General features: G+C 73.3%; 25 protein-coding genes and 1 tRNA gene. 13 read left to right on the plus strand and 13 right to left on the minus strand.

From position 1 onward, the window contains the following. Positions 1–135: 135 nt before the first annotated feature. The 3 genes from H7X46_RS03010 to H7X46_RS03020 all read left to right on the plus strand — a co-directional run bounded on the left by H7X46_RS03010 (position 136) and on the right by H7X46_RS03020 (position 4,011). Positions 136–1,113, plus strand: coding sequence for a 4-(cytidine 5'-diphospho)-2-C-methyl-D-erythritol kinase (locus H7X46_RS03010; protein ID WP_186357938.1), 978 nt, complete (start codon positions 136–138; stop codon positions 1,111–1,113). A 17-nt stretch (positions 1,114–1,130) separates the two neighbouring features. Further along, positions 1,131–2,957, plus strand: a complete 1,827-nt coding sequence (locus tag H7X46_RS03015) for an ABC-F family ATP-binding cassette domain-containing protein (RefSeq protein WP_186357939.1) — start codon at positions 1,131–1,133, stop codon at positions 2,955–2,957. Between the two features lie 226 nt (positions 2,958–3,183). Next, positions 3,184–4,011, plus strand: coding sequence for an alpha/beta fold hydrolase (locus H7X46_RS03020; protein WP_186357940.1), 828 nt, complete (start codon positions 3,184–3,186; stop codon positions 4,009–4,011). Here the strand turns inward: H7X46_RS03020 and H7X46_RS03025 are convergent. After that, a complete protein-coding gene (locus tag H7X46_RS03025) occupies positions 3,983–4,813 on the minus strand; it encodes an LLM class F420-dependent oxidoreductase (RefSeq protein ID WP_186357941.1) in 831 nt (276 codons plus the stop codon). The genes H7X46_RS03020 and H7X46_RS03025 overlap by 29 nt on opposite strands. Positions 4,814–4,836: 23 nt before the next feature. After that, positions 4,837–6,204 carry a M20/M25/M40 family metallo-hydrolase gene (locus H7X46_RS03030; protein ID WP_186357942.1) on the minus strand — a complete coding sequence of 456 codons (1,368 nt, stop codon included), beginning with the start codon at positions 6,202–6,204 and terminating at the stop codon, positions 4,837–4,839. Positions 6,205–6,271: 67 nt separating this feature from the next. Between H7X46_RS03030 and H7X46_RS03035 the strand changes: the two genes are divergently transcribed. Next, positions 6,272–7,960, plus strand: coding sequence for a fatty acyl-AMP ligase (locus tag H7X46_RS03035; protein ID WP_186357943.1), 1,689 nt, complete (start codon positions 6,272–6,274; stop codon positions 7,958–7,960). Positions 7,961–8,186: 226 nt separating this feature from the next. On the opposite strand, the gene pth is transcribed toward H7X46_RS03035, so the two are convergent. The 4 genes from pth to glmU all read right to left on the minus strand — a co-directional run bounded on the left by pth (position 8,187) and on the right by glmU (position 12,714). Then, positions 8,187–8,780: an aminoacyl-tRNA hydrolase gene (gene pth, locus H7X46_RS03040; RefSeq protein ID WP_186357944.1), complete on the minus strand. Its 594-nt coding sequence runs from the start codon at positions 8,778–8,780 to the stop codon at positions 8,187–8,189. Next, on the minus strand, positions 8,777–9,439 hold the full coding sequence (locus H7X46_RS03045) for a 50S ribosomal protein L25/general stress protein Ctc (RefSeq protein ID WP_186357945.1): 663 nt from the start codon (positions 9,437–9,439) through the stop codon (positions 8,777–8,779). Before H7X46_RS03045 ends, pth begins: the two co-directional genes overlap by 4 nt. An 813-nt stretch (positions 9,440–10,252) precedes the next feature. After that, entirely contained in the window at positions 10,253–11,233 is a 981-nt protein-coding gene (locus H7X46_RS03050) for a ribose-phosphate diphosphokinase (protein ID WP_186357946.1), read from the minus strand. Beyond that, positions 11,230–12,714 (minus strand): bifunctional UDP-N-acetylglucosamine diphosphorylase/glucosamine-1-phosphate N-acetyltransferase GlmU, encoded by a 1,485-nt coding sequence (gene glmU / locus H7X46_RS03055; protein ID WP_370589046.1) that lies wholly within the window; start codon positions 12,712–12,714, stop codon positions 11,230–11,232. Before glmU ends, H7X46_RS03050 begins: the two co-directional genes overlap by 4 nt. Positions 12,715–13,101: 387 nt before the next feature. Between glmU and H7X46_RS03060 the strand changes: the two genes are divergently transcribed. The 4 genes from H7X46_RS03060 to H7X46_RS03075 all read left to right on the plus strand — a co-directional run bounded on the left by H7X46_RS03060 (position 13,102) and on the right by H7X46_RS03075 (position 17,175). Beyond that, positions 13,102–13,545: an OsmC family peroxiredoxin gene (locus H7X46_RS03060; protein WP_186357948.1), complete on the plus strand. Its 444-nt coding sequence runs from the start codon at positions 13,102–13,104 to the stop codon at positions 13,543–13,545. A gap of 35 nt (positions 13,546–13,580) precedes the next feature. Next, the gene (locus H7X46_RS03065) at positions 13,581–14,519 is read left to right on the plus strand and encodes a cyclase family protein (RefSeq protein WP_186357949.1); all 939 of its coding nucleotides are present in this window, start codon (positions 13,581–13,583) and stop codon (positions 14,517–14,519) included. A 252-nt stretch (positions 14,520–14,771) separates the two neighbouring features. Next, positions 14,772–15,848 (plus strand): acyltransferase family protein, encoded by a 1,077-nt coding sequence (locus H7X46_RS03070; RefSeq protein ID WP_186357950.1) that lies wholly within the window; start codon positions 14,772–14,774, stop codon positions 15,846–15,848. 151 nt (positions 15,849–15,999) lie between these two features. Further along, on the plus strand, positions 16,000–17,175 hold the full coding sequence (locus H7X46_RS03075) for an acyltransferase family protein (RefSeq protein WP_186357951.1): 1,176 nt from the start codon (positions 16,000–16,002) through the stop codon (positions 17,173–17,175). Between the two features lie 41 nt (positions 17,176–17,216). Here the strand turns inward: H7X46_RS03075 and H7X46_RS03080 are convergent, their stop codons facing one another. From H7X46_RS03080 to H7X46_RS03095, 4 genes are all read right to left on the minus strand, one after another. Continuing rightward, positions 17,217–17,651 (minus strand): MerR family transcriptional regulator, encoded by a 435-nt coding sequence (locus tag H7X46_RS03080; RefSeq protein ID WP_186357952.1) that lies wholly within the window; start codon positions 17,649–17,651, stop codon positions 17,217–17,219. 107 nt (positions 17,652–17,758) lie between these two features. After that, positions 17,759–19,246 carry a SulP family inorganic anion transporter gene (locus H7X46_RS03085; protein WP_186357953.1) on the minus strand — a complete coding sequence of 496 codons (1,488 nt, stop codon included), beginning with the start codon at positions 19,244–19,246 and terminating at the stop codon, positions 17,759–17,761. Between the two features lie 259 nt (positions 19,247–19,505). Next, positions 19,506–19,685 carry a hypothetical protein gene (locus H7X46_RS03090; protein ID WP_186357954.1) on the minus strand — a complete coding sequence of 60 codons (180 nt, stop codon included), beginning with the start codon at positions 19,683–19,685 and terminating at the stop codon, positions 19,506–19,508. Positions 19,686–19,793: 108 nt separating this feature from the next. Then, positions 19,794–19,864, minus strand: a tRNA-Gln gene (locus H7X46_RS03095). A gap of 201 nt (positions 19,865–20,065) precedes the next feature. Here H7X46_RS03095 and H7X46_RS03100 point away from each other — a divergent pair. From H7X46_RS03100 to H7X46_RS03120, 5 genes are read left to right on the plus strand one after another with little or no spacing between them, the layout of a single operon-like run. Then, positions 20,066–21,304 (plus strand): methyltransferase domain-containing protein, encoded by a 1,239-nt coding sequence (locus tag H7X46_RS03100; protein ID WP_370589047.1) that lies wholly within the window; start codon positions 20,066–20,068, stop codon positions 21,302–21,304. A 1-nt stretch (position 21,305) separates the two neighbouring features. Then, entirely contained in the window at positions 21,306–22,145 is an 840-nt protein-coding gene (locus H7X46_RS03105) for a sugar phosphate nucleotidyltransferase (RefSeq protein ID WP_186357955.1), read from the plus strand. A gap of 24 nt (positions 22,146–22,169) precedes the next feature. Then, positions 22,170–22,856, plus strand: coding sequence for a PIG-L family deacetylase (locus H7X46_RS03110; protein ID WP_186357956.1), 687 nt, complete (start codon positions 22,170–22,172; stop codon positions 22,854–22,856). 33 nt (positions 22,857–22,889) lie between these two features. Continuing rightward, entirely contained in the window at positions 22,890–23,912 is a 1,023-nt protein-coding gene (locus H7X46_RS03115; protein ID WP_186357957.1) for an NAD(P)-dependent oxidoreductase, read from the plus strand. 53 nt (positions 23,913–23,965) lie between these two features. Further along, a complete protein-coding gene (locus H7X46_RS03120; RefSeq protein ID WP_186357958.1) occupies positions 23,966–24,235 on the plus strand; it encodes a DUF2277 domain-containing protein in 270 nt (89 codons plus the stop codon). Between the two features lie 19 nt (positions 24,236–24,254). On the opposite strand, the gene H7X46_RS03125 is transcribed toward H7X46_RS03120, so the two are convergent. Genes H7X46_RS03125 through H7X46_RS03135 form a run of 3 tightly spaced genes read right to left on the minus strand, consistent with a single transcriptional unit; the run spans position 24,255 to position 26,412 of the window. Next, positions 24,255–24,659: a RidA family protein gene (locus H7X46_RS03125; RefSeq protein WP_186357959.1), complete on the minus strand. Its 405-nt coding sequence runs from the start codon at positions 24,657–24,659 to the stop codon at positions 24,255–24,257. After that, the gene (locus H7X46_RS03130) at positions 24,656–25,420 is read right to left on the minus strand and encodes an IclR family transcriptional regulator (RefSeq protein WP_186357960.1); all 765 of its coding nucleotides are present in this window, start codon (positions 25,418–25,420) and stop codon (positions 24,656–24,658) included. Before H7X46_RS03130 ends, H7X46_RS03125 begins: the two co-directional genes overlap by 4 nt. Then, positions 25,417–26,412 carry a sugar kinase gene (locus H7X46_RS03135; RefSeq protein ID WP_222131181.1) on the minus strand — a complete coding sequence of 332 codons (996 nt, stop codon included), beginning with the start codon at positions 26,410–26,412 and terminating at the stop codon, positions 25,417–25,419. Before H7X46_RS03135 ends, H7X46_RS03130 begins: the two co-directional genes overlap by 4 nt. Positions 26,413–26,493 lie beyond the last annotated feature (81 nt).

Genomic DNA, 26,493 nt, shown 5'->3' on the forward strand with positions numbered 1-26,493 from the left:
CATCCCGACGATCGGCGGGGACCGGACGGCGGGCGAGCCCGGCGTGGCGGAAGGAGCCGGGCGCGCCGGTGAACCGGCCCACCTCGACCGGGCGGGTGGCGGCGAATCCGGGCGCGGGGCCCGTAGGGTTGAACGGTGCTGTCCGCCGTGCCGCGACCGGTCACCGTCCGGGTGCCCGCGAAGATCAACCTGCACCTCGCCGTGGGCGGGGTGCGGCCGGACGGCTTCCACGACCTGGTCACCGTGTTCCACGCCGTCAGCCTGTTCGACGAGGTGTCCGTGGAGCCCGCCGAGGCGCCGGCCCTGGACGTGCACGGCGACGGGGTGGCCGAGGTCCCGCTGGACGCCACGAACCTGGCCTGGCGGGCCGTCGAGCTGCTGGCGCGGAAGGCCGGCCGCGAGCCGGACGTCCGGGTGACCCTGCGCAAGGGCATCCCGGTCGCAGGGGGGATGGCGGGCGGCTCCGCCGACGCGGCCGGGGCACTCGTCGCGCTGGCCGCGCTGTGGCGGATGGAGCTGGGCCGCGACGAGCTGGCCGCGCTGGCCGCCGAGCTGGGCTCGGACGTCACGTTCGGGCTGCACGGCGGCACCGCGCTCGGCACCGGCCGCGGCGAGCAGATCATCCCGGTGCTGGCCCGGCACAAGCTGCACTGGGTGATCGCGCTGGCCCGCGGCGGGCTGTCCACCCCGGCGGTGTTCGGTGAGCTGGACCGGCTCCGCGGCGACGGCGAGATCACCGAGCGGCCGGTGGAACCGGTGCTGGAGGCGCTCGCCGGCGGCGACCCCCGGCAGCTGGCCCTGAACCTGGGCAACGACCTGCAGGCCGCCGCCGTGTCCATGGCACCGGACCTGCGCCGCACCCTGCGTGCCGGGGTGAACGCCGGTGCACTGGCCGGGCTGGTGTCCGGCTCCGGCCCGACCTGCGCGTTCCTCTGCGCGGACGCCGACTCGGCCGTCGAGGTCGCGACCGAGCTGGCCGGGATGGGCGTCTGCCGCACCGTCCGCGTCGCGCACGGCCCGGTCGCCGGGGCCCGCGTGATCGACGACAACGACCCACCGCCGGACCGCGGCGGGCCCACCGGGTCCGGCGCCTGGCCCCCGGCGCGTGCCTGATGGATGTGACCCGCTGAATGGCCGAGAACCTGCTCAACCTCGAGAACGTCACCGCGCACGTGCCCGGTGACGCCTCCCGCGTGCTGCTCGACGCCGTCTCGCTCGGTGTCGAGCGCGGCGACCGGATCGGCGTCGTCGGGCTGAACGGCGGCGGCAAGACCACCCTGCTCGACGTGATCACCGGTGAGCGGCCGGTCGAGGGCGGCCGTATCAGCCGGGTCGGCGGGCTGCGGATGGCCCACCTGTCCCAGCACGACCGGTTCCCGGCCGGCTCCACGGTCCGCGACATCGTGCTGCGGCACTACGACGCCGACCACGAGTGGGCGTCCGACCCGCGGGTCCGGGACGTCCTCGACGGGCTGGGGGTCGCGCCGCGCAGCGCAGCGGGGGCGGTCAGCGAGTCCGCACTCGACCGGCCGACCGACGGGCTCTCCGGCGGCGAGAAGCGGCGGGTCGCGCTCGCCGCCGCGCTGGTCGGGGACCTCGACCTGGTCGTGCTCGACGAGCCCACCAACCACCTCGACGTCGAGGGGATCAGCTGGCTGGCGCGGCACCTGGTGGACCGGCGTGTCGCGCTCGTCGTCGTCACCCACGACCGCTGGTTCCTCGACACCGTCTGCACCCGCACCTGGGAGGTCGCGAACGGCCGCGTCGAGTCCTACCTCGGCGGCTACGCCGACTGGGTCTACGCCCGTGCCGAGCGCGCCCGCCAGGCCGACGCCGCCGAGCAGCGCCGCCGCAACCTCGCCCGCAAGGAGCTGGCCTGGCTGCGCCGCGGCCCGCCCGCGCGGACGTCGAAGCCGCGGTACCGGATCGAGGCCGCCGAGGCGCTGATCGCCGACGTCCCGGCCCCGCGCAACACCGTCGAGCTGATGCAGTTCGCGACCAACCGGCTCGGCCGCACGGTGCTGGAGCTGGAGGACGCGACCGCCGTGGTCGGCGGCCGCACCCTGCTGGACCGGGTGACCTGGCGGCTCGGTCCGGGGGACCGGGTCGGCATCGTCGGCGTCAACGGGTCCGGCAAGACGACCCTGCTGCGCAGCCTGTCCGGCGAGCGGGAGCTCGACGGCGGCCGGCGGGTGCAGGGCAGCACGGTGAAGCTGGCGCAGCTGACCCAGGAGCTGGTCGACCTGCCCGCCGAGATGCGGGTGCTGGAGGCGACCGAGGCTGTCGCCAAGTACGTGCGGTTCGGCAAGCAGGAGATGACGGCCTCACAGGTGCTGGAGCGGCTCGGGTTCCCCGCGTCGCGGCAGTGGACCCCGGTCGGGCGGCTGTCCGGCGGTGAGCGGCGCCGGCTGCAGCTCACCCGGCTGCTGATGGACGAGCCCAACGTGCTGCTGCTCGACGAGCCGACCAACGACCTCGACGTCGACACCCTCACCGGCCTGGAGGACCTGCTCGACGGCTGGCCGGGCACCCTCGTCGTCGTCAGCCACGACCGGTACCTCACCGAGCGGGTCTGCGACCAGGTGCTCGCGCTGTTCGGGGACGGAAAGCTCACCCACCTGCCCGGCGGGATCCCCGAGTACCTGCAGCGCCGCGCCGCCGCGGGCCAGGGGGCCGGGGTCGCTCCGCCGGTCACGACCGGGACGCCGACGGCCGGGCCGGCCGCGCCGAAGGTCGACGCCGCCGCCCAGCGCGCCGCCCGCAAGGAGGCGCAGCGCCTCGAACGGCGGATGGACCAGCTCACGAGTCGCGAGGAGAAGCTGCACGCCCAGCTGGCCGAGGCGGCGACCGACCCCTCCCGGCTGGTCGAGCTCGACCGGGAGCTCAAGGACGTCGTCGCCGAGCGCGAGTCGGTCGAGGCCGAGTGGCTCGAGGCGGCCGAACGCGCCGAGGGTTAGGGCATCTCCTACTCCGGGAGGACGCTGCCGGCGGCGGATATCAGTAGTTCGACCGATTCGGACGGGCCCGCGCCCGGATAGCGTGGCAGTCGCGTCACGGCGGGCTGGGGAGCGTCGCCGGCGACGCGGGGGGCCGGCCGGCTCCGTCGCCGTTCGTCGGGGGACGGCGACGGGCCGGCCGACGTTCGTGCCCCGGGGTGTCGGGGGTCCGTGTCAGGCTCCGGTCATGGAACTGGACGAGGAGTTCTCCGTCGACGGCCACCGGGTCCGCTGGGCGGCGTGTGGGTCGGGGCCGCCGGTCGTCTTCTGTCACGGGACGCCGTGGTCCTCGCGGCTGTGGGCACCGATCGCGGCCGCGCTGGCGTCGTCGCACCGGGTGGTGCTCTGGGACATGCCGGGATACGGCGTGTCCTCGAAGAGCGCGGAGGTCTCGCTCGGTGTGCAGGGCCGGGTGCTCGCGGCGCTGCTCGACGGGTGGCGCCTCGACGACCCGCCGCACGTCGTCGCGCACGACTACGGTGGCGCCGTCGCCCTGCGGGCGCACCTGGTGCACGGGGCAGCCTACGCCTCGCTGACGCTCGTCGACGTCGTCGCGCTGGCCCCGTGGGGCTCCGAGTTCTTCCGGCTGGTCCGGGAGAACGCCGCGGCGTTCGCGGCCCTCCCGGATCCGCTGCACGAGGCGCTGGTGCGGGCCTACATCCGCGGGGCGGCGTTCCGGCCCCTGCGGCCCGACGACGAGGACGTGCTCGTCCGGCCGTGGCTGGGGGAGTCCGGGCAGGCGGCGTTCTACCGCCAGATCGCCCAGGCCGACCAGCGCTTCACCGACGAGATCGAGCCTCGCTACGGCGAGCTCGACCTGCCCGTGCGGATCGTGTGGGGCACCGAGGACACCTGGATCCCGGTGGACCGGGCCCACCGGCTCGCGGCGGCGATCCCGGGGGCCGAGCTGCACCTGGTCCCCGAGGCCGGGCACCTGATCCAGCTCGACGCCCCCGAGGCGCTCACCGCCCTGGTCGCGAGCGCGGTCAGCGGAACTTCTCGGCCACCTGGCTGAACTCGTCGAGCTTCTCGAGGGTCTCGGACTCCGGGCGGGTCGGGAGCAGGAAGGTCACCCGCTCGACGCCGGCGTCGGCGTAGCCCGCGACCGTCTCCGGATCCGGCCGGGCGGCGAAGACCGTGGTCGGGATGTCCGGCTTCCCGCGGTCGGCGAGGTCCGCGCGCACCCGCCGGATCTCCTCGAACGACGTGTGCCCGCGCGGCAACCAGCCGTCGCCGACCTCGGCCAGCCGGTTCAGCGCGGCCTCGCTCTCGCCGCCCAGGTAGATCGGCGGGTGCGGGCTGCGGACCGGCTTGGGCCAGCAGAAGGAACGCTCGACGTCGAGGTGGTCGCCGTGGAACTCGGCCTCGTCCCGGGTCCACAGCTCCTTCAGCGTGCGCAGCTGCTCGGTCATCAGCGGGCCGCGGGTCCGCGGGTCGACGCCGTGGTTGCGCATCTCCTCGCGGTTCCAGCCCGCGCCGACGCCGAACAGCAGCCGCCCCTCCGACAGCAGGTCCAGGCTGGCGGTCTGCTTCGCGGTGTGGATGACGTCACGCTGGGGCAGCAGCGCGATGCCGGTGCCGAGCAGCAGCCGGGTCGTCGTCCCCGCCATCGCGGTCAGCGCCACGAACGGGTCGAGCGTGCGGTAGTAGACCCGGGGCATGTCCCCGCCGCCCGGGTACGGCGTCTCCCGGCTCGTCGGGATGTGGGAGTGCTCGGCGAGGAACACCGAGTCGAACCCGCGTTCCTCCAGCGCGCGGCCCAGCGGGCCGGGCCGGATGCCCTCGTCGGTCACGAACGTCGCGATGCCGAATTCCATACGACCTGGATACCGTGCCGGGCTCACCCCTGCCCGGCGAGCCTCCGCAGCAGCAGCGCCTCGGCGAGCACACCCTTCCCGAACATCTCCAGGTGCAGGCTCTCGTCGATGCCGTGCCAGCGGCTCGCCGGGTCACCGACCCCGGTCACCAGCACCGCAGCGCCGGGGAACGTCCGCGCGAACTCGGCGATGAACGGGATCGAGCCGCCGATCCCGGTCTCGACGGTCGCGTTCCCGAAGGCCGCCGCGTAGGCAGCCCGCGCGTGGTCGTACACCTCGCCGGTGGAGGACAGGCTGAACGGTTCGGCCACCCCGGTGCCCGGCGTGACGTGCACGTGCGCGCCCCACGGCACGTGCTGCTCCAGGTGCCGCGCCAGTGCCTGCTGGGCCGCGGCCGCGTCCTGCCCGGGGGCGAGCCGCATGCTCACCACCGCCCGCGCCCGCGGGAGCAGCACGTTCGCGGCCTCGGCCACCTTCGGCGCGTCGATGCCGAGTACCGCGACGGCCGGCTTGTGGTTCACCCGGTCCGGGATGCTGCCGGAACCGAGCAGCTCGACGCCCTCGAGCAGCCCGGCGTCGCTGCGGTAGGTCGCCTCGTCCGGGTCCGGCGCGTCCGACCCGCCCCGCACCAGGCCGGGCACGGCCACGTCGCCCTTGTCGTCGTGCAGCGCGGCGAGGGTCCGGCAGAGCGCGGTGAGCGCGTCGCCGACCGGGCCGCCGTACAGGCCCGAGTGCACCGGACGCTCCAACATGGACACCTCGACGACGACGTCGACCAGCCCCCGCAGGCTGGTGGTCAGCGCCGGCACGTCGACGGCCGGGTTCGCGGCGTCGGCGATCACGATGACGTCCGCGGCCAGCGAGGCGTGATGCCGCGCCAGCAGCACCGGCAGGGTGGGGGAGCCGGACTCCTCCTCACCCTCGACGAACAGCGTGACGCCCACCGGCGGCCGCCCGCCGTACGCGCGCAGCACCGCGAGGTGGGTGAGCACGCCGGCCTTGTCGTCGGCGGCGCCGCGGCCGTAGAGCCGGCCGTCACGCTCCGTCGGCTCGAACGGCGGGCTGGTCCAGTGCTCGTCACCACCGGTGGGCTGCACGTCGTGGTGGGCGTAGAGCATCACGGTCGGCATGCCCTCCGGTGCCGGCCAGTGCGCGACGACCGCGGGCGCCCCGCCGTCCGCCGCGAGGATCTCCACGTCCGCGGCGCCGGCGGCCCGGGCCAGGCCGGCGACGGCGTCGGCGCAGCGGCGGGTGTCCTCGGCGTGTGCCGGGTCGGCCCAGATGCTGGGGATGCGGACCAGGGTCTCCAGATCGGTCCGCGCACCGGGCAGGACCCCGACGACGGCGTCGGCGAGCTCGGCGGGCGGCGCGGTGATCTGGCGGTCGGACATGGGCCCGGATGCTACGCCCGGGCCCGGACCGGCCCACCGCTCCCTGATTCGTCGCTAGGGTCGGGGCATGTCCCGATTCCTGGCGACGTTAGTGGACTCCGCGACCGGTCCCGACCGGGACGCCCGCGGGATGACGACGGGGGAACCGCACGAGCCCGTGCGGCGGACCTGGTCGGAGGTGCACCGTGCGGCCCGGGGATGCGCGGACGCGCTGCGCCGGCCCGGTGCGGCGGGGGAACCGGCGTTGCCGCTCGGCGGCGCGGTCGGGGTGCTCGCCGGCGAGCCGGCGGCGATCGCCCCGGCGGCGCAGGCCGTGTGGCTGTGCGGCGGCAGCGTGACGATGCTGCACCAGCCGACGCCGCGGACCGACCTGGGGGTGTGGGCCGCCGACACGGTCGCGACGCTGCAGATGATCGACGCGTCGACGGTGCTGCTCGGGCCGCCGTTCGACGCGCTCGCACCGGTCCTGACGGAGCACGGCATCCCGTTCCGCACCCTGGACACGCTCGACGGGGACGCGGGCGCCTTCACCGCGACCCCGGACGTCGCCGGGGAACACGACACCGCGCTGCTGCAGCTCACCAGCGGCTCGACCGCGGCCCCGAAGGCCGTCCGGATCACCCACGCGAACCTGCACGCGAACATCGGCGCGATGGTCGTCGCGTCCGAACTGGACGTCGCAGCCGACCGGATGGTGTCCTGGCTGCCGCTGTTCCACGACATGGGGATGGTCGGCTTCCTCACCGTCCCGATGACGGTGGGGCTGGAGCTGGTCACCGTCACCCCGGCCGACTTCCTCGGGCGGCCCCGGCTGTGGGCCGAGCTGATCTCGAAGTACCGCGGCACCGTCACCGCCGCTCCGAACTTCGCCTACGCCGTGCTGGCACGCCAGCTCGCCCGGGTCGACGACGGCGCCCTGGACCTGTCGTCGCTGCGGATCGCGCTCAACGGCGCCGAGCCGGTCGACCCGGCGGCGGTCGAGGCGTTCACGAGTGCCGGCGCCCGGTTCGGGCTGCGGCCCGAGTCGGTGCTGTGCGCCTACGGGATGGCCGAGACCGCGCTCGGGGTGTCCTTCGCGCCCGTCCACACCGGACTGACTGTGGACCGGGTGGATGCCGGGGAGCTGGAGGAGCACCGGCGCGCGACACCGGCTGGCTCCGGCCCGGCCCGCGCGTTCCCGGAGCTGGGCCCGCCGCTGCCGGGCATCGAGGTGAAGGCCGTCGGGTCCGGGGGCCGGGAGCTCGGGCCGCGCGAGGTCGGGGTGCTGCACCTGCGCGGGGAGGCGGTGACCCCCGGATACCTGACGCTCGACGGCCCGCAGGCCACCCAGGACGCCGACGGCTGGTTCGACACCGGCGACGAGGGCTACCTGACCCCGGAGGGCGCGGTCGTCGTCTGCGGCCGCACCAAGGACGTGATCATCATGGGGGGCCGCAACATCTACCCGACCGACATCGAGCGGGCGGCCGCCGAGGCGGAGGGTGTGCGCGCAGGGAACGTCGTCGCGGTGCGGATCGCGGCCGGGGAGGACGGGCGGCACCGGGAGTCGTTCGCCGTCGCGGTCGAGGCGAAGGGCGCCGACAGCGACGAGGCCGTCAAGGCGATCCGGGACGACGTGGTCCGGCGCGTCGTATCGGCCGTGGGTGTCCGGCCGGCGGAGGTGGCCGTTCTCGCGCCGGGGAGCCTGCCGAAGACGCCGTCCGGGAAGCTCCGCCGCGCCGCCACCGCCGACCTGATCACTACGCCGGCCCCGTGAGCGCCCGCCGGCCACCCCTCGCCGGACCCCGGCCACCACGCGCACCCTGGCACCCCGGCACCCCCAGGCTCCCACTCATGGAGCTTTAGTCCTGTGCGACAGGACTAAAGCTCCATGAGTGTCACGAGGGGCGGGGATGCCACGCACGAGGGGCGGCGGGTGCCACGCACGAGGGGCGGCAGGCGCCGCGAGGGGTGGCAGGCGCCGCGAGGGAGGGGCGGCGGGGTCAGCCGGACAGCGGGTGGAAGCGGTTCTGGGCCGGTTCCAGACCGTCGGCCAGCAGCGCCTCGGTGGCGTCCGCGGCCAGGTCCAGCCCGAGGTCGAGCTCCTTCTTCTCGGCCCCCGAGAAGCGCTTGAGCACGTAGTCCGCGGGATCCTGCCGACCCGGCGGTCGGCCGATCCCGAACCGGACCCGCAGGTAGTCCTTCGTGCCCAGCGAGCGGCTGATCGAGCGGAGGCCGTTGTGCCCGCCCTCGCCGCCACCGCGCTTGAGCCGGACCACACCGAACTCGAGGTCCAGGTCGTCGTGCACGACGACCAGCTCGGTCGGCGCCACCGAGAAGTACTTCACCAGGCCGGCGACCGGTCCACCGGAGACGTTCATGTACGTCCGCGGGACGGCGACGGTCACCGGCCGGCCGGCGAGCCGGCCCTGGGCGACGTCGGTGTTCGTCCGCTTGTGCACCGAGAACCGGCCCGCGCCGGCCCGCGCCGCCAGCAGGGCGGCGACGCGGGCACCGACGTTGTGCCGGGTCTCGGCGTACTCGGGACCCGGGTTGCCGAGCCCGACGACCACCGCGGGACCCGGCACGGGGCTCACTGCTCGGAGCCGCTCTCGGAGCCCTCGCTGCTCTCGGCGGCCTGCTCCTCGTCGGAGGGCTCCTCGACGACGCCGGCGCCCTCGGTGTCGATCTCGGCCTCGAGGTCGGCCTCGGTCGGCGCCGCGATGACCTGCACGACGAGGTAGTCGGGGTCGGTGCGCAGCTCGACGCCGCGCGGCAGGTCGAGGTCCCTGGCGTAGTAGTGGGTGCCGATCTCGGCGCCCTCGAGCGAGACCTCGACCTGGTCCGGGATGTTCAGCGCGTCGGCCTCGACCACGACCGTGTTCAGGTCCTGGGAGACCAGCGAGCCCGGGGCGGCGTCGCCGGTGACGACGACGTCGAGCTCGACCTCGACCTTCTCGCCGCGCTTGATGACCAGGAGGTCGACGTGCTCGATGTAGGGGCGCAGCGGGTGCACGACGACGGTCTTGGTCAGCGCCAGCTGCGGCTTGCTGCCGGCCACGTCCAGCTCGAGCACGGCGTTGCGGCCCTGCTCGCGGACCACGGCCGCGAACTCCAGCGACGGCAGCGACAGGTGCACCGGGTCGGTGCCGTGCCCGTACAGGACGGCCGGGATCTTGCCGGCCCGGCGGGTGCGGCGGGCGGCGCCCTTGCCGAACTCGGTGCGGGTCTCGGCGGGGATGCGGGTCTGGGCCACGGGAGGCTCCTCGTCAAATCTGCTGCGACAGTGGAAGGCGTGCGCGCGGCGAGGAGCCGACCGGGATCGGCCCACGTCGATCACGGCGGGTCAGCGTGCACCCGCCCTCGCCGCGGAGATGCCGGAAGTCTACGCGACGGCTGCCCTACACCCTCCGGGCCCCCGCCGCAACGGCGGACGGGTGCGCGATCCGGCGTGCCACGGACGGCCTGCGGAGCACCGGGCGGGCAACGCGGCCGGGCTCGGTGGTCGGCGGGCTCCCCGCCGGTGAGGTGCACGTTTCCGTCCTCGCCGGGCCGGAACAGTGTTGATCGACTGGTCCCTGGTGGCTGAGGTGCACGAAGATGCCCTGGATGGGGCGAATCGGTGCTGATCGACTTGTCCCTGGTGGCTGAAGCGCACGCATCCGCCCCGGATGGGGCGAATCGGTGCTGATCGACGGCGGTGTGGTCGGTGAGGTGCGCGCTTTCGCCGTCCGGCGGTGATTTTCGTGCTGATCGACCGGGCCTGGCCTGGTGGGACGCACGTTCCTGCCCTCGCCGGGCCGGAACGGTGCTGATCGACTGGTTCCGGGGTCGGTGAGGCGCACGTCGTCGCCGTCGGCAGGGCGACACCGTGATGATCGACAGCGGTCGGCGGGCGGGGCGCCGGTCGTCCCCGGTAGAGCCGCCGTGGACGCTGGTGGCGACCCGGGCGGGCGGCGCGGCCGGGCACCCGCGGCGGCACCCGGCCCGGGAGCTCGCTCACGACGAGGAGCCGCTCGGTTCGGGAACTCTCGCCGGCCCCGGGCGGCTCGCCGGAGCCGGAGCTCGGTCAGGCGTTGCCGTCGAACAGGCTGGTCACCGAGCCGTCCTCGAAGACCTGGTGGATCGCCTCGGCCAGCAGCGGGGCGATCGGCAGCACGGTCATCTTGCCGAAGCGCTTCTCGGTCGGGATCGGCAGCGAGTCGGTGAAGACCACCTCGTCGGCGCCGCAGGTGGACAGCCGCTCGGTGGCCGGACCGGAGAGCACGCCGTGGGTCGCGGCGACGATCACCTTGGCCGCGCCCTCCTTGAGCAGCACGTCGACCGCCTTGGCCACCGTGCCACCGGTGTCGATCATGTCGTCGATGACCACGCAGCAGCGGCCCTCGATGTCACCGACGACCCGGTTCGCGACGGCCTCGTTGGGCTTGTGCGGGTCCCGGGTCTTGTGGATGAACGCCAGCGGGGTGCCGCCCAGGGTGTCGGCCCAGCGCTCGGCGAGCCGCACGCGTCCGGAGTCGGGGGAGACGACCGCGAAGTTCTCGTCCGGCCGGCTGTCCTTGATGTACTGGGCCAGCACGGGCAGCGCGAACAGGTGGTCCACGGGGCCGTCGAAGAAGCCCTGGATCTGCGCGGTGTGCAGGTCCACGGTGAGGATGCGGTCGGCGCCCGCGGTCTTGAACATGTCCGCGACGAGGCGGGCCGAGATGGGCTCGCGGCCGCGGTGCTTCTTGTCCTGGCGGGCGTAGCCCCAGAACGGCATGACGGCGGTGATCCGCTTGGCCGACCCGCGCTTCAGCGCGTCGACCATGATCAGCTGCTCCATGATCGCGTCGTTGATCGGCGCGGAGTGCGCCTGGATCACGAACGCGTCGCTGCCGCGGACCGACTCCTCGAAGCGGCAGAAGATCTCCCCGTTGGCGAACGAGTACGCCGCCTGCGGGGTGACCGTGACGTCCAGTTCCTTGGCCACGTGCTCGGCCAGCTCCGGGTGCGCCCTCCCCGAGAAGAGCATCATGTTCTTCTTCGGGGTACCTGCGATCGCGCTCACCGTGCGGTGCCTCCTCGGCTGAGGTCCTCGGCCGGTCCGGTGGCGGACCGGGTGTGCGGGGTGGCCGTGCCGTTGCCGGCCGGCCCGTCGTTCCCGGGCGGTCTGGTTCCCGCCCGTTCGGCCGCCTCGGCGGCCGGTGTGCCAGGGCGCTTGCGGGGCACCCAACCCTCGATGGTGCGCTGTGGCCCACCCGACACCGCGAGCGCCCCCGGCGGGACGTCCTCGCGCAGCACCGTCCCGGCGCCGGTGTAGGCGCCGTCCCCGACCGTGACGGGGGCGATGAACATGGTGTCCGAGCCGGTGCGGACGTGCGAACCGACGACCGTGCGCTGCTTGCGCACGCCGTCGTAGTTCACGAACACCGACGACGCGCCGATGTTGCTCATCTCGCCGATCGTGGCGTCCCCGACGTAGGTCAGGTGCGGGACCTTGGTGCCGGTGCCGATGTCGGAGTTCTTCACCTCGACGAACGTGCCGATCTTGCCCGTGGCCCCCAGCCGCGTGTTCGGGCGCAGGTAGGCGAACGGGCCGACCGAGGCGTTCGCCCCGATCTCGGACTCCGACCCGTGCGTGCGGACGACGGTCGCACCCGCCCCGATCACGCAGTCGGTCAGCGTGGTGTCGGGGCCGATCCGGGCCCCGTCGGCGACCGTGCAGCGGCCGTGCAGCTGCGTGCCCGGGTGCAGGACGACGTCGGTCCCGAGCTCCACCTGGACGTCGACCCAGGTGGTGGCCGGGTCGACGACGGTGACGCCGTCGAGCATCCAGCGCCGCAGCAGCCTGCGGTTCAGCTCGGCGCGCAGCTCCGCGAGCTGGACCCGGTCGTTGACCCCGCGCAGCAGCCACTCGTCGGCGCAGCGGACGGCGTGCACCGTGCGACCGGCCGCGACCGCGGCCTCGACCAGGTCGGTCAGGTACAGCTCCTGCTGCTCGTTGTGGGCGGCCAGCCCGGCGATGCCCGCGCGGAGGAACTCCGCGTCGAACGCGTAGACGCCCGAGTTGACCTCGGTGATCGCCCGCTGCGACGCGGTGGCGTCGGAGTGCTCGACGATCGCGGAGACCGCCCCGTCCCGGCGCACGATCCGGCCGTACCCGGTCGGGTCGGCCGGCTCGCCGGTCAGCAGGGTCACCGCGGCGCCGGTCTCCTCGTGCGCCCCGACCAGCGCGGACAGGGTGCCGGTGTCGAGGAGCGGGACGTCGCCGTAGGTGACGAGCACGGTGCCGGTCAGCCCGGGCGGCAGCGCCGCCAGGCCGCAGCGGACGGCGTCGCCGGTGCCCAGGCGTCGTTCCTGGACGGCGGTCGCGACGTCACGTCCGAGCTCGCCGGCCAGCCCGGTGACGGCCTCGGTGACCTGCTCGAGCTGGTGCCCGACGACGGCCACGAGGTGCTCGGGGCCCACGCCGGCGACGGCGTGCAGCGCGTGGCCGAGCATCGGCCGTCCGCCGAGCTCGTGCAGGACCTTCGGTGTCGCCGAGCGCATCCGCGTGCCCGCGCCGGCGGCGAGGACGATCCCCGCGGCGACCCGTCCGCGACCGGCTGCGGGTCGTTCGCCGGTGCTGCCCTGGTGGGCCTCGGGCATGTTCGGCTCCTCCTGCTGGGTTCACCCGCCGCCGGTCCGGGCGGCCCGTGCACGCACGCCCCGTGCGATCGGGTCGTCGTGCACCCTCCGGCCGCGCCGGTACGGCATCGTACGGGCCGGGCCCGGGCGGGTTCGCACCCGTCACCGGGAGCCCGCACGGTCCAGTGTCCCAAGGATGCCGCTCACCGGCCCGGTCCGGGGGGACAACCGGCCCGGGCAGGGCTGGACAGCGGGCCGCCGAGGCGTTGGGATCGGGCGCGACGGATACCGATGTCACTGGAGGCACCGATGCCCACGCGCAGCGCTCGCACCGCCTGGAGCGGCACCCTCGAGCAGGGCTCCGGCCAGGTCGAGCTGAGCAGCTCGAAAGCCGGCACCTACGAGGTCAGCTTCCCGAAGCGCGCCGCCGACGAGGCCGGTGGCACCACCTCGCCCGAGGAGCTGATCGCCGCGGCCCACTCGGCGTGCTTCGCGATGCAGCTGTCGGCCAACATCGCCGAGGCCGGTGGCACCCCGGAGACGCTCGACGTGTCGGCGGACGTCTCGCTGGGCCCGGACAAGGACCGCGGTGGGTTCCACCTGACCGGCATCACCCTGAAGGTCCGCGGCACGGTCTCCGGCCTGGACGAGGACGGCTTCACCAAGGCCGCGCAGGCCGCGAAGCAGGGCTGCCCGGTCTCCAAGGCGCTCTCCGGCGTCGAGATCACCCTGGACGCCGCGCTCGCGGGCTGACCGCGTCCGGCGTGACCGGAGGAGCCGATGTGGGGATGACGCCCACGCAGGACGACGTGCTCGCATACTTCGACACGCTGTCGAACTGGGGGCGGTGGGGCGACGACGACGAGCTCGGAACCCTGAACCACGTCACCGACGACGTCCGGCTGGCGGCGGCGCGGGCCGTGCGCCACGGCAGGAGCGTGTCGTGCGCGTGGGAGATCGCCGTGCCGGGGGAGATGGAGCGGTCGACGACGACGTGCCCGTGCGCCGCCGACATGCCGGGTGCCGAGCACATGCCGGCGGCCTTCCACGCCGACCGGCGCTGGGGCTTCTCGAACGAGCGGCTCGGCATCATGTTCCACAACAACACCGTCACCCACCTCGACGCGCCGTGCCACGTCTACTGGGACGGCACGATGTACAACGGGCGGCCGCACTCGCTGGTCGACGCCGCCACCGGATCGGCGTGGGCGGCCGTCACGGCGGCGGCGAACGGCATCGTCACGCGGGGTGTCCTGCTGGACGTGGCGCGGGCCCGCGACGTGCCGTGGCTGGAGCCGGGGCAGGGCGTCGGCCCCGACGACCTCGAGGAGGCCGAGCGGCGCCAGGGTGTGCGGGTGCGCCCCGGCGACGCGGTGCTCCTGCGCACCGGCCACGGCCGCGCCCGGCACGAGGCCGGCCCGGCCGGCGGGTTCACGCAGGCCGGCTGGCACGCGTCCTGCCTGCCGTGGCTGCACGAACGGGGGGTCGCGCTGATCGGCGCCGACACCCCGCAGGACGTCCAGCCGTCGGGGTACCGGGCCGTGTTGATGCCCGTCCACGCCGTGGGGCTGGTCGCCATGGGCCTGTGGCTGCTCGACAACTGCGACCTGGAGGCGTGCGCGGCGACGGCCGGCGAGCTCGGCCAGTGGGACTTCCACCTCGCCGTCGCTCCGGTCCGCTTCGCCGGCACGTCGGGCAGCCCGGTCAACCCGATCGCCACGTTCTGAGCAAGGCCCGCACCGGCGGTCCCGGGCGGGTCGTCCGGCGCCGGTACGCGCTCCCCGCCCGTGAGGCTACTCACTCATACTTGGTCGTTGCGGAAGAGTTCATCGAGAGCAATCCCCCTTGCGTCGCGTGGGCAACCCCCGTTGCTGGCGCGCTGACCTGCCCTGATTGTCGACGCATGCGCCGTTCGGTCTAGCTGCAACACTTCCCTTACGTCACGGTAGAGTTGCGCGCCGGTGGTCAGGGGGAGTGCCGTGGTCTTGCTGTCGAGCAGGTTCGATCCGCGTCGGAACGGTTTCGACGTCCTGCGGTTGCTGTTCGCGACGCTGGTGGCGGTCACGCACGGCATCGCGATTCACACGGGCAGCCAGCCGATGTGGGGGAACACGCTGCTCGGTGACCTGGCACTGGACGGCTTCTTCATCCTGAGCGGGTTCCTGGTGACGCGGAGCTTCCTGCGCCTCGACTCGCCCGCGCGCTATCTCTGGCACCGCTTCCTGCGGATCATGCCGGGGTTCTGGGTCTGCCTGGTGGTGGTCGCCGTCGTCGTCGCCCCGCTCGCCGCGCTGCTGCGGGGGCTGCCGGCCGGTGTCGCGTTCACCGGGGAGCCGTCGGCACTGCGTTACGTGCTGGCGAACGCGGGCCTGCTGATCGTGCAGTACGACATCGCCGGCATCCTCGACGGAACCCCGGAGGGGCCGAGCTTCAACGGTGCCCTGTGGACGCTGTTCTTCGAGGCCGCGTGCTACGGGCTCGTGCTCGTCCTCGGTGTGCTCGGCGTGCTGCGTCGTCGGCGACGCCGGCTCGCGCTCGTGCTCACCGCGGGATTCGCCCTCCTGACGGTCCTGCAGGAGGCCGGGGTCGACGTCCTGGTCAACGACCGTGCGCTGCGCCTCGGCTTCGTCTTCGTCCTGGGCGCGCTCGGTCACCTGTTCGACGACAGGATCGTGCTGCGCGTGGACCTGCTCCTGGCGGCGGGGGCGCTGTTCGCGGTCAGCCTGTTCGTGTTCGAGGACTACCGGGTGCTCGGTGCCGCACCGCTCGCCTACGTCTTCCTCTGGTTCGGAACGTGGGACCGGGTGTCGTGGTCGATGCGGCACGACCTGTCCTACGGCGTCTACATCTATCACTGGCCGACGCATCAGCTGGTCCACCTGACCGCGCTGAGCGCGCTTCCGACGGCGGTGGCGGTCGCGGCCGGGTTGCTCCTCACGCTGCCGGCTGCGGCGGCGTCCTGGTTCGTCGTCGAGCGCCGGGCGTTGCGCCTGAAGAACGCCGGAGGTCGTGGCCGGCACCGGCGGTGCCGTGGGGTGAACCTGAGCGCGCGGTGAGGCGGGATCGCTCCACCTGCGGAAGGTTCGGCCGAGGGCAACCGGCCCGTGGTGGGAGTCGTTCCTTGACGCCACAGGAGAGTTCTCAGGGTCCCTTCAGCGACGACGTTCTAGCTTCCGTCGTGGACGCAGTCGCAGCCTGGAGGTCACCGTGAGCCAGTCACACCCGGCCGACGCCGTCACCGCGCCGATGCCGGCCGTGACGGCGGGAGGCCGGCTGGACTGGGTCGACGCCGCCAAGGGCATGACGATCCTGCTGGTCGTGGTGCACCACGCCGTGCTGTTCCTGCAGCAGCTCGGTCTGGTGCCGCCCGCCGTGGCCACGGCGAACATGGCACTGGCGTCGTTGCGGATGCCGCTGTTCTTCCTCGTGTCGGGGCTCTTCCTGGCCGGGCCGTTGACCGCGAGCTGGCGCACCATGCTGCACAAGCGGGTCGCCCTGTTCGGCTACCTCTACGTGCTGTGGACCGCGATCCAGTACGCGGTCATGGTCCTGCTCCCGGCGGACCTGATGTTCTCGGAGCGGCTCGCGGGCGATCCGGTCGACCAGCTGCGGACGCTGCTCGTGCCGGCGCCGTCGATGTGGTTCCTGTACGCGCTGGCGCTCTACTCGGTTCTGGCCAAGCTCGTCCGCCGCGTGCCGATGGCAGCGCAGCTGGGAGTCACCGGCGTCCTGTCCGCCGTGGTCGGGGCCGGCCTGCTGGAACCGGACGACACCTGGGGCCTCGCCGCGCGCTACCTGTTCTTCTTCCTGCTCGGGTTCCACGCCCGCACGGTGGTGGAACGGCTCGCCGCCGCGTCCACCCCGGTGCGGGCCGCCCTCGCGGTGCCGGCCACCGGAGCGCTGGCCGCCGTGGCGGTCGTCCTGGACGTGCGGGGAGTGCCCGGGGTCGCGCTCCTGCTCAACGTCGCCGCTGTGGTGTGCGGTGTGCTGGTCGCCGCGCAGCTCGCCCGCTGGGCGGTGGGCCGTCCGCTCGTGCTGCTGGGGCGGCACACGCTGCCTGTCTACCTGGCGAACATGCCCTGGCTCGGTGTGATCGCGCTGGTGCTGCGGGACGTCCCGGTGCCGCCCGCGCTCGGCTACGTGCTGCCGGTGCTCCTGGCCGTGGTCACCACCGGCCTGACCCTGCTCACCTGGCGGGTGCTGCTCACGCTGCGCGCCGGATGGATGTACACCCTTCCCGGCCCGCTGGCCCACCGGCGCCCCGCCGGGTCACCTCGGCGCGCGTTGCCGCCGCCGGCCCCCGTGCGCGCGCCGGCGCCCGGGTGCCCGTCCGGTGTGCCGGGCGCGGGCGTCGTTGCGGGCCCGATGGGCGTCCGCCGGTGAGCCGGTGCACGCTGCCGGAACCGCGGCCTCGACGGCGGGCGTCAGGGCGTCCGCGAGCGGTCCGTGGAGGAGCCTTTCGACCGCGTCGTCGCGTCGAGGTTCTTGAGGTCCCGCGACAGCGACTCGAGATGGTCGACCTGGTAGCGCAGCGCGTCCAGGCGGCTGTCCGCGGCCGCCCGGAACATCGCCAGGCGCCCGAGGAGGTCCTCGACCCGCTGCGGCTCGAGCTCGTCCGCGTGGGTGAGCCCGTCGACCGTCGCGAGGAGTTCCTTGATCTGTTCGAGGCTGAAGTCGAGCGGCTTCAGCCGCTTGATCAGTGCGAGACGCTCGACGTCGGCCTCGGTGTAGAGGCGGAACCCGCCGGCCGAGCGCGCCGACGGGGTCACGAGCCCCACCTCGTCGTAGTGCCGGATGGTTCGCAGGGACAACCCGATGCGCGTCGCTACCTGCCCGATCTGCATCAGCTCGTCGCCCATCGGGTGGCTCACCTCTCGCCGCGCACTACCGGGAACCTCATCCGTCGAGGGTAACCAACGGGCCGTGCCGTGGACCCCGGACACGGCTCCCGGACGCCGTGCGGCCGTCAGTGCCCGCCGGTGAGGTGACCGGCGAGCCGGTCGTGACGGGACCGGCTGTCGGCGTTCATCCCGGTGACGGTCACCTCGGTCCCGCGTGCGGCGTACTTCGTCGTGATCGCGTCGAGCGAGGCGATCGTCGAGGCGTCCCAGACGTGCGCGTCGCTCAGGTCGATGACCACCCGGGACGGGTCGTTCGCGTAGTCGAAGGCGAAGACCAGGTCGTTGCTGCTGGCGAAGAAGAGCTGGCCGCGGACCCGGTAGACCTTGGTGCTCCCGTCCGGGTCGAGGACCGGGTCGACCTCGACGAGATGGGCGACGCGCCGGGCGAACAGGACCATCGCCACCAGGACGCCGACACCGACGCCGTAGGCCAGGTTGTGCGTGCCGACCGTCACCGCGACCGTCGAGATCATCACGGTCGTCTCGCTCTTGGGCATCCGCCGCAGGACGCTGGGCCGGACGCTGTGCCAGTCGAACGTCGCGACGGCCACCATGACCATGACGGCGACGAGGGCCGCCATCGGGATCAGGCCGACGAGCCGTCCCAGGCCGACGACCAGCACCAGCAGGAAGGCCCCGGCGAGGAACGTGGACACCCGGGTCCGGGCACCCGACTTCACGTTGATCATCGTCTGGCCGATCATGGCGCAACCGCCCATGCCACCGAAGAAGCCGGTCACGACGTTGGCGACGCCCTGGCCCCAGGACTCCCGGGTCTTGTCGGAGTGGGTGTCGGTGATGTCGTCGACCAGCTTGGCCGTCATCAGCGACTCGATGAGCCCGACGACGGCGATCGCGACCGCGTACGGCGCGATGATCGTCAATGTCTCGATCGTGAGCGGCGCCGCCGGGATGCCGAGCACGGGCAGCGTGTCCGGCAGGTCGCCCTGGTCCCCGACGGTCGGGACGTCCAGCGTCGCGAACGTCGTGACGGCGGTCAGGGCCACGATCGCGACCAGCGGCGCCGGGACCGTCCTCGTCACCCGTGGCAGGCCGATCATGATCGCGAGCCCGACCACGACGAGCGGGTAGACCTGCCACGGGACGTTCCACAGGTGGGTGAGCTGCGAGGTGAAGATCAGGATCGCGAGCGCGTTGACGAACCCGACCATCACGCTGCGCGGCAGGAACCGCATGAGCCGCGCGACACCGCTCACCGCCAGGGCGATCTGGACGAGCCCGCCCAGGACGACGGCGGCGAGCAGGTACTCGACCCCGTGCTCGGCCGAGAGCGGCGCGACGACCAGTGCGACGGCGCCGGTCGCGGCACTGATCATCGCGGGGCGCCCTCCGCACACCGCGATCACCACGGCCATGGTGAACGAGGCGTAGAGGCCGATCTCGGGATCGACCCCGGCGATGATCGAGAAGGCGATCGCCTCGGGGATCAGCGCGAGGGCGACGACGAGCCCGGCCAGCGCCTCGGTACGCAGGACGCGGGCGGGCAGCAGCCGTGGGACGGGCGGGAACGAGGACCGGGGTGAGCTGGACATCGCCACTCTCTGCAGGGCCGGACGGGGAGGCAGTCACACCGGTGGGACCGCGATCGCGGCGAACCCTACTATCACGTGAGGGAAGGGGCGTCCCGGTTGTGACCAGTGCAACCGCCCAGGTCTCGTGCGAGTTCGGGTAACCCGATGGCACGGCGGGCGACGTCAACACTCACGTGGGGTTAGTGTTGCCGCTCGGTGCCCGGTCGTGCCGCGGCACGCCGGCCCCGGCGCACGGAGGGAACGGACCGGGGACCACGCCTCACCGGACCCGGCCCGCGGTCTGTTGCTCGGCCAGGCGTGCGCGGACGGCCTCGTCCGGTCGTTCGGCGGGCGGCCCGTCGCGCCCGACGAGTGCGACGCCGTCGCCACCGCCGAACCCGTGCAGCACACCACCACCACCGAGTTGGCGCCGGCGATCGCCGACCACCTGGCGAACCACGGTGCCCTCCGTGGGCCGTCGGATTCCGGATGAGCGGCCGCCGGGCGTAGCGCAACCTCGACGGTCTCGCGGGCGGTGCGCGGCCCGTCCCGCACGTGGGCGGTGTTGCTCCGCCGCCAGGATTCGAACCTGGACCATCGGAACCAAAATCCGAGGTGCTGCCGTTACACCACGGCGGATCGTGCCCCTCCATCGTGGCACGCCCGATCCGGCGTCCTCGCAGCGCACCTCCCCTCGGAGGTTGCTTTGCGATGACCCATCTCACGGACAAACACCCAGTACCGGGCAGTGTGACCCCGCGCGCGGTGCCCGCGCGTCGAGTTGACAGACTGCGGTACGTGCTCAACACGGATGCTTCCGGCGAGGCCGGTGGGGTGGAGATTGCGTCCGGTGCCACGGTCACCTGCCGGCTGTGCGGCTCGACCGACCTGCGCAGCTTCTGCGACCTCGGCGCGACACCGCCCTGTGAGCTCTTCCTGACCCCGGAGACCGCCGAGCGGCCGGAGGCCACCTACCCGCTGCACGTGCGGGTCTGCAACGCGTGCCTGCTGGCCCAGCTGCCCCCGGAGATCAGCCCGGAGGAGACGTTCTCCGAGTACGCCTACTTCTCCTCGTTCAGCTCGTCCTGGGTCGCGCACGCGAAGCAGTTCGTCGACGACGCCGTCGAGCGCGCCGGGCTCGGCGAGGACTCGTTCGTCGTCGAGGTCGCCTCCAACGACGGGTACCTGCTGCAGCACGTCGTCGCGCGGGGCATCCGCTGCCTGGGCGTCGAGCCGAGCGTCAACGTCGGCGAGGCCGCCCGGGAGAAGGGCGTCCCGACGCTCACCGCGTTCCTCACCCCGGAGACCGGCGCGCGGGTCCGGGCCGAGCACGGCCCGGCCGACCTGGTCTGCGGCAACAACGTGTTCGCGCACATCCCGGACGTCGTCGGGTTCGCGCAGGGCCTGCGCGCCATGGTCGCGGACGACGGCTGGGTCTCGATCGAGGTCCAGCACCTGCTCACGCTGGTCGAGCGCAGGCAGTTCGACACGATCTACCACGAGCACTTCCAGTACTACACGCTGCTCACCGGGCAGCGGGCGCTGGCCGCCGGCGGGCTGACCCTGGTCGACGTCGAGCTCCTGGACACCCACGGCGGCTCGATCCGGATGTGGGCGCGCCCGTCCGAGGTCGCGGGGGAACCCTCGGAGACGGTGCGCGAGGTGCTCGCCGCCGAGGCGGCGGCCGGGCTGCACACCCCGGAGGGCCACGACGGGTTCGCCGAGGCGGTCTCCACCATCCGCGACGACCTGGTCTCGTTCCTGATCGAGGCCCGGCGGCAGGGCAAGCGGGTCGTCGGCTACGGCGCCCCCGGCAAGGGCAACACCCTGCTCAACTACTGCGGCATCCGGCCCGACCTGCTCGCCTACACGGTGGACCGCAACCCCTACAAGCACGGCAGGCTAACGCCGGGCACCCGGATTCCGATCCACGAACCGGAGCGGATCGCGCAGGACCGCCCCGACTACGTGCTGATCCTGCCCTGGAACCTGCGCAGCGAACTGACCGAGCAGCTGGCCTCCGTCCGGGAGTGGGGCGGCCGGCTGGTCTTCCCGATCCCGTCGCTCGAGGTGGTCTGACGTGAAGGTCGTCCTGTTCTGCGGTGGCTTCGGCATGCGGATGCGCGACGGCGCCTCCGACCTTCCCAAGCCGATGCACCCGGTGGGGCCGCGCCCGCTGATCTGGCACGTGATGCGCTACTACGCGCACTTCGGGCACCGCGACTTCGTCCTGTGCCTGGGCTTCGGCGCGCACCACATCAAGAACTACTTCCTGCACTACGACGAGACCGAGTCCAACGACTTCGTCCTGCACCGGGGCGAGGTCGAGCTGATGGGCAGCGACATCCAGGACTGGAACATCACGTTCGTCCACACCGGCCTCGACTCGCCGATCGGGGAGCGGCTGCGCCGGGTGCGTTCCCTGGTCCAGGACGAGGAGATGTTCCACGCCAACTACGCCGACGTCCTCACCGACGCCCCGCTGGACCGGATGGTCGAGCAGTTCGCCGGCACCGACGCCGTCGGGCAGCTGATGGCGGTGCCGCCGCAGTCGGCGTTCCACTGCGTGGACGTGACCGACGACGGGAAGCTGGACTCGATCACCACCCTGCAGGAGATGCCGCTGTGGGAGAACGGCGGCTACCTGATGTTCCGGCCCGAGGTCTTCGACTACCTGGAGAAGGACTGCGACCTGATCGGTGACGTCTGCGCCCCGCTCGCCCGCAAGGGCCGCATGGCGGCCTACCGGCACCGCGGGTTCTGGCAGCCGGCCGACACCGTCAAGGAGCGCAACGCCCTCGAGGCCGCCTACCAGGGCGGTGCCCGCCCGTGGATGCTGTGGGAGTCGCGCGACGCCGACCGCGACCCGTTGCAGGCGGCGATCGCCGAGATGAACCGCAGCAGCCACCAGCGCGACTGACCGGGGCCGGGGGGATCGAGGACCGTGCTGAACCTGCTGCCCGAGCGGCTGGACCGCATCCTGCTGCTCGGCGCGCACTGTGACGACATCGCGATCGGGGCCGGCGGCTCCCTGCTGGAGCTGTGCCGCGCCTACCCGGGCGTGCACGTGACCGCGCTGGTGCTGACCGGCGCCGGGTCGCTGCGGGAGGAGGAGGAGCGGGCCGCGCTGGCCGCGTTCTGCCCCGGCGCGCACCTCGACGTCGTGGTGATGGACCTGCCCGACGGGCGGGTGCCGCAGCACTGGGAACGGGCCAAGCTGGCGCTCGAGGACCTCCGCACCCGCGGCGAGCCGGACCTCGTCATCGGGCCGTCGCCGCACGACGCGCACCAGGACCACCGGACGCTGGCGCAGATGATCCCCACCGCGTACCGCGACCACCTGACGCTCGGCTACGAGATCCTCAAGTGGGAGGGCGACCTCGACCAGCCGACCGCCTACCTGCCGCTCGCCGAGCCGGTGCTCAGCGAGAAGATCGCGAAGCTGAACGAGCACTACGGTTCGCAGCGCGACCGGACGTGGTTCGACGACGAGACGTTCCGCGGTATCGCCCGGGTGCGTGGCGTGCAGTGCCACGCCCGCTACGCCGAGGCGTTCCACGTGCAGAAGCTGACCCTGTCCGTCGCGCCGATGACCGGTTCCGAGCCTGCCGGCTTCGGCACCGCCCCCTGACCCCCACCACATCCACCTCTCGAAGGGACCACCATGCGGGTACTGCTCACCGGACATCAGGGCTACCTGGGAACGGTGATGGCGCCGATCCTCGCCGCCGCCGGCCACGAGGTCACCGGACTCGACTCCGGGCTGTTCGCCGACTGCGTCCTGGGGCAGCTCGACACCCCGGACGTCGACGGCATGGACACCGACGTCCGCGACGTGACCGTCGAGCAGCTGCAGGGCTTCGACGCCGTCGTGCACATGGCGGCGCTGTCGAACGACCCGCTGGGCGCGCTGGCCCCGGAGATCACCTACGACATCAACCACCACGCCTCGACGCGGCTGGCGACCCTGTCGAAGGAGGCCGGGGTCGGGCGGTTCGTCTACGCCTCCACCTGCTCGGTGTACGGCGCCCAGTCCGGTGACGAGCTCGTCGACGAGGACGCCCCGCTCAAGCCGGTCACCCCGTACGCGATCTCCAAGGTCCGCGTCGAGGACGACCTCGCCGAGCTCGCCGACGCCGACTTCGTGCCGGTCTCGATGCGCAACGCCACCGCGTTCGGCTTCTCGCCGCGGCTGCGCGCCGACATCGTGCTGAACAACCTGGTCGGCCGGGCGATCCTCACCAACGAGGTCACCGTGCTCTCCGACGGCACCCCGTGGCGCCCGCTCGCGCACGCCGACGACATCGCGGGCGCCGTCGTCGCGGCCCTGGACGCCCCGGCGGACGTCGTCCGGGCCCGCGCCTACAACGTCGGCACCGAGAAGAACAACCGGACCGTCGCCGAGATCGCCCAGGCGGTCATCGAGGCCGTCCCGGGTTCGACGCTGAACATCACCGGCGAGGCCGGCAACGATCCGCGGTCGTACCGGGTGGACTTCTCCCGGGCCCGCAAGGAGCTCGGCTTCGAGGCGTCCTGGACGATCCCGGCCGGCGCCGAGCAGCTCGCGACCGAGTACAAGGCCCGGGGCCTCACCCAGGAGGCGTTCGACCAGAAGTTCACCCGGCTCGCCGTGCTCAACGCCCGGCAGCAGGCGGGGGAGCTGGATGGCGGCATGCGCCGCTTGTGAGTGGTTAGGTGGGCCCTGGCCCGCGTAACCACTCACGAGCGCCGGAGGCGCCCATGTGTCGCAACATCCGGACGTTGCACAACTTCGAGCCGCCGGCGACGGCCGACGAGGTCCACGCCGCCGCGTTGCAGTACGTCCGGAAGGTCTCCGGGGCGGCACGGCCCTCGCAGGCGAACGCCGAGGTGTTCGAGCGGGCCGTCGCCGCGGTCGCGGCGGCGACCCGCGAACTCCTCGACGGGCTCACCACCACGGCCCCTCCGAAGGACCGCGAGGTCGAGGCCGCCAAGGCCCGGGCCCGGGCGGAGCTGCGCTACGCCCGGTGAGCCGGGCCGCGGCGGCCGGTCAGGCCGACGGGGCGGCCAGCGCGTCGATCTCGACGAGCATCTCCTCGTGCGGCAGGCCGACGAAGACCGTGGTGCGGGCAGGCAGGTTCCCGTCCGGCACGTGCCGGGCGACGAACTCGCCGTAGGCCTCGTTCATCGCCGTGAAGTGGGAGCGCTCGGTCAGGTAGACCCGGAACATCAGCACGTCGCCGACGGACGCCCCGCCCGCCTCCAGGATCGCCCGCACGTTCTCCAGGGTCCGCAGGGTCTGGGCGTGGACGTCGCCGGGGGCGATGTAGGTCTTCGTCGCCGGGTCCATCGGGCCCTGACCCGAGACCTGCAGCAGGCCTCCCTTGCGCACGCCCTGGCTGAAGGTGTGTGCGGGCGCGGGCGCGTCCGGGGTCGACACGACGCTCGTGCTCATTCGATCGTCCTCTCTCGGTGCGGTCGCCAGCCGTGGTCGCGGGAGATCGCCCCGGCCACGTCCAGCAGTGACGGGACCAGCTCGATCAGCTGGTCGTAGGTGGCGACGATGCTCGGTACCGAGACCGACACCGCCGCCACCGCGTTTCCGGCCGGTCCGCGGACCGGTGCCCCGATGCAGTTGATCGAGGGCTCGTTCTCCTCCCGGTCCTGCGCCCAGCCCTGCTCGCGGACCCGGTCCAGCTCGGCCAGGTAGGCGCCGCGGTCGGTGATCGTGTTCGGGGTGCGGGCGCGGAGGTGGGCACCGTCCAGCACCCGGTCGCGCGCGGCGGGGGGCAGGTCGGCGAGCAGGACCTTCCCGGCGGCGGTCGAGTGCACCGGCCCGCGCAGCCCGACCCGGGACGCCATCCGCACGTGGTCGTGCGACTCCAGCTTGTCGATGTAGACGATCTCGCTGCCGACCAGCTCGGACAGGTGCGTGGTGTGGCCGTGGGCCCGGTTGAACGCGAGCAGGTGCGGGGCCGCGATCGACCGCACCTCCCGCTGGTCGAGGCCGAGCGACGACAGCTCGAACACCCGCGCCCCGAGGTGGTAGCGGAACTGCCCGTCGCGGTGCACGAAGTGCTCGTCGGCGAGGGTGCGCAGCAGTCGCAGCACCGTCGTCTTGTGCACGTCGAGCCGGCCGGCGAGCTCGTCCAGCGACGCCGGGCCCTCGCCGAGGAGGGTCAGGATCCGCAGGGCCTTGCCGACGCTGCCGCTCATGCCGGCACCCCGTGCACGACGCCGTCCCGGCCGACGCGCAGGCCCGCCCATCCGGCGTCGTCCAGGTCGAGCAGCTCGGCCGGCAGCGGCGGCGCCGAGTCGCCGGGCACGACGAGGACCGCGGCCGCACCGAGGTGCCCGCGCCGCAGGCAGCGGCCGACCGGCTCGCCGCGCACCAGCCCGCCCAGCAGGCCGGCGGCGAACGCGTCGCCCGCGCCCACCGGTTCGACGACGTCGACGGCGAGCGCGGGCTGCGCCGTCGTGCTGCCGTCGGGGTGCACGGCCACCGCGCGGTCGGCCCCGTCCTTGACGACGACGAGGTCCGGGCCGGGCAGCAGCACGCGCAGCCGCGCCGGGTCGTCGGTGCCGAACACCCGGACGGCCTCGTCCGCACCGGCCAGCACCACGTCCGCCCGCGCGGCGAGACCCGCGACGACCGCGGGGTCGCCGTCCGGCCACATCTGCTCCCGCCAGTTGACGTCGAACGTCACCCGGAACGGCCGCGGCCGGGACAGCAGCGCGTCCAGCGCCGCGACGCAGGACGGGGAGACCGCGGCGGTGATCCCGCCGACGTGCACCCAGGTCGCGCTCGCCAGCAGCCGCCGCACGGCAGGCCGCCGCGCGAACCCGGCGTCCGCGGCCGAGGCGGCGGAGCCGGCCCGCCGGTAGTGCATCCGGGTCCGCGGCCCGTCGTCGCCCACCGTCACCGACTTCGCGTAGCGGCCGGTGTGGCGGACCGGGTCGAGCTCGATCCCGCTGGTGTCCACCCCGGCCGCGGCGAGCGTGCGGACGACCAGGTGGCCGTGCGGGTCGTCCCCGACCCGGCCGGCCCACGCGACCGGCACCCCGGCCGCGGCGAGGTCGAGGGCCACGTTCACCTCGGCGCCCGCGGCACCGGCGGCCGCGGCGGGGTCGTCGATCCGGTCGGCGCCGCCGACCAGCGCGAGCGCCTCACCGAAGCACACCACCCGGCCCAGCCCTGTCGTTTCCACTGCTCGCGCGCCTCCAGCCGTTGACCCGATCGTCGTCCCGATGCTAGAACAGCGAGAGCAGAATACGCAACCAGCGCTGCA

The organism is Pseudonocardia sp. C8, from assembly GCF_014267175.1.
Lineage (GTDB): Bacteria > Actinomycetota > Actinomycetes > Mycobacteriales > Pseudonocardiaceae > Pseudonocardia.

Excerpts from the sequence above, each read along its gene's own strand:
- H7X46_RS03015 (WP_186357939.1), top strand. The coding sequence starts at position 1,131 with ATGGCCGAGAACCTGCTCAACCTCGAGAACGTCACCGCGCACGTGCCC.
- H7X46_RS03020 (WP_186357940.1), top strand. The coding sequence starts at position 3,184 with ATGGAACTGGACGAGGAGTTCTCCGTCGACGGCCACCGGGTCCGCTGG.
- H7X46_RS03025 (WP_186357941.1), bottom strand. The coding sequence starts at position 4,813 with ATGGAATTCGGCATCGCGACGTTCGTGACCGACGAGGGCATCCGGCCC.
- H7X46_RS03030 (WP_186357942.1), bottom strand. The coding sequence starts at position 6,204 with ATGTCCGACCGCCAGATCACCGCGCCGCCCGCCGAGCTCGCCGACGCC.
- H7X46_RS03035 (WP_186357943.1), top strand. The coding sequence starts at position 6,272 with ATGTCCCGATTCCTGGCGACGTTAGTGGACTCCGCGACCGGTCCCGAC.
- glmU (WP_370589046.1), bottom strand. The coding sequence starts at position 12,714 with ATGCGCTCGGCGACACCGAAGGTCCTGCACGAGCTCGGCGGACGGCCG.
- H7X46_RS03060 (WP_186357948.1), top strand. The coding sequence starts at position 13,102 with ATGCCCACGCGCAGCGCTCGCACCGCCTGGAGCGGCACCCTCGAGCAG.
- H7X46_RS03065 (WP_186357949.1), top strand. The coding sequence starts at position 13,581 with ATGACGCCCACGCAGGACGACGTGCTCGCATACTTCGACACGCTGTCG.
- H7X46_RS03080 (WP_186357952.1), bottom strand. The coding sequence starts at position 17,651 with ATGGGCGACGAGCTGATGCAGATCGGGCAGGTAGCGACGCGCATCGGG.
- H7X46_RS03085 (WP_186357953.1), bottom strand. The coding sequence starts at position 19,246 with ATGTCCAGCTCACCCCGGTCCTCGTTCCCGCCCGTCCCACGGCTGCTG.
- H7X46_RS03115 (WP_186357957.1), top strand. The coding sequence starts at position 22,890 with ATGCGGGTACTGCTCACCGGACATCAGGGCTACCTGGGAACGGTGATG.
- H7X46_RS03120 (WP_186357958.1), top strand. The coding sequence starts at position 23,966 with ATGTGTCGCAACATCCGGACGTTGCACAACTTCGAGCCGCCGGCGACG.
- H7X46_RS03125 (WP_186357959.1), bottom strand. The coding sequence starts at position 24,659 with ATGAGCACGAGCGTCGTGTCGACCCCGGACGCGCCCGCGCCCGCACAC.
- H7X46_RS03130 (WP_186357960.1), bottom strand. The coding sequence starts at position 25,420 with ATGAGCGGCAGCGTCGGCAAGGCCCTGCGGATCCTGACCCTCCTCGGC.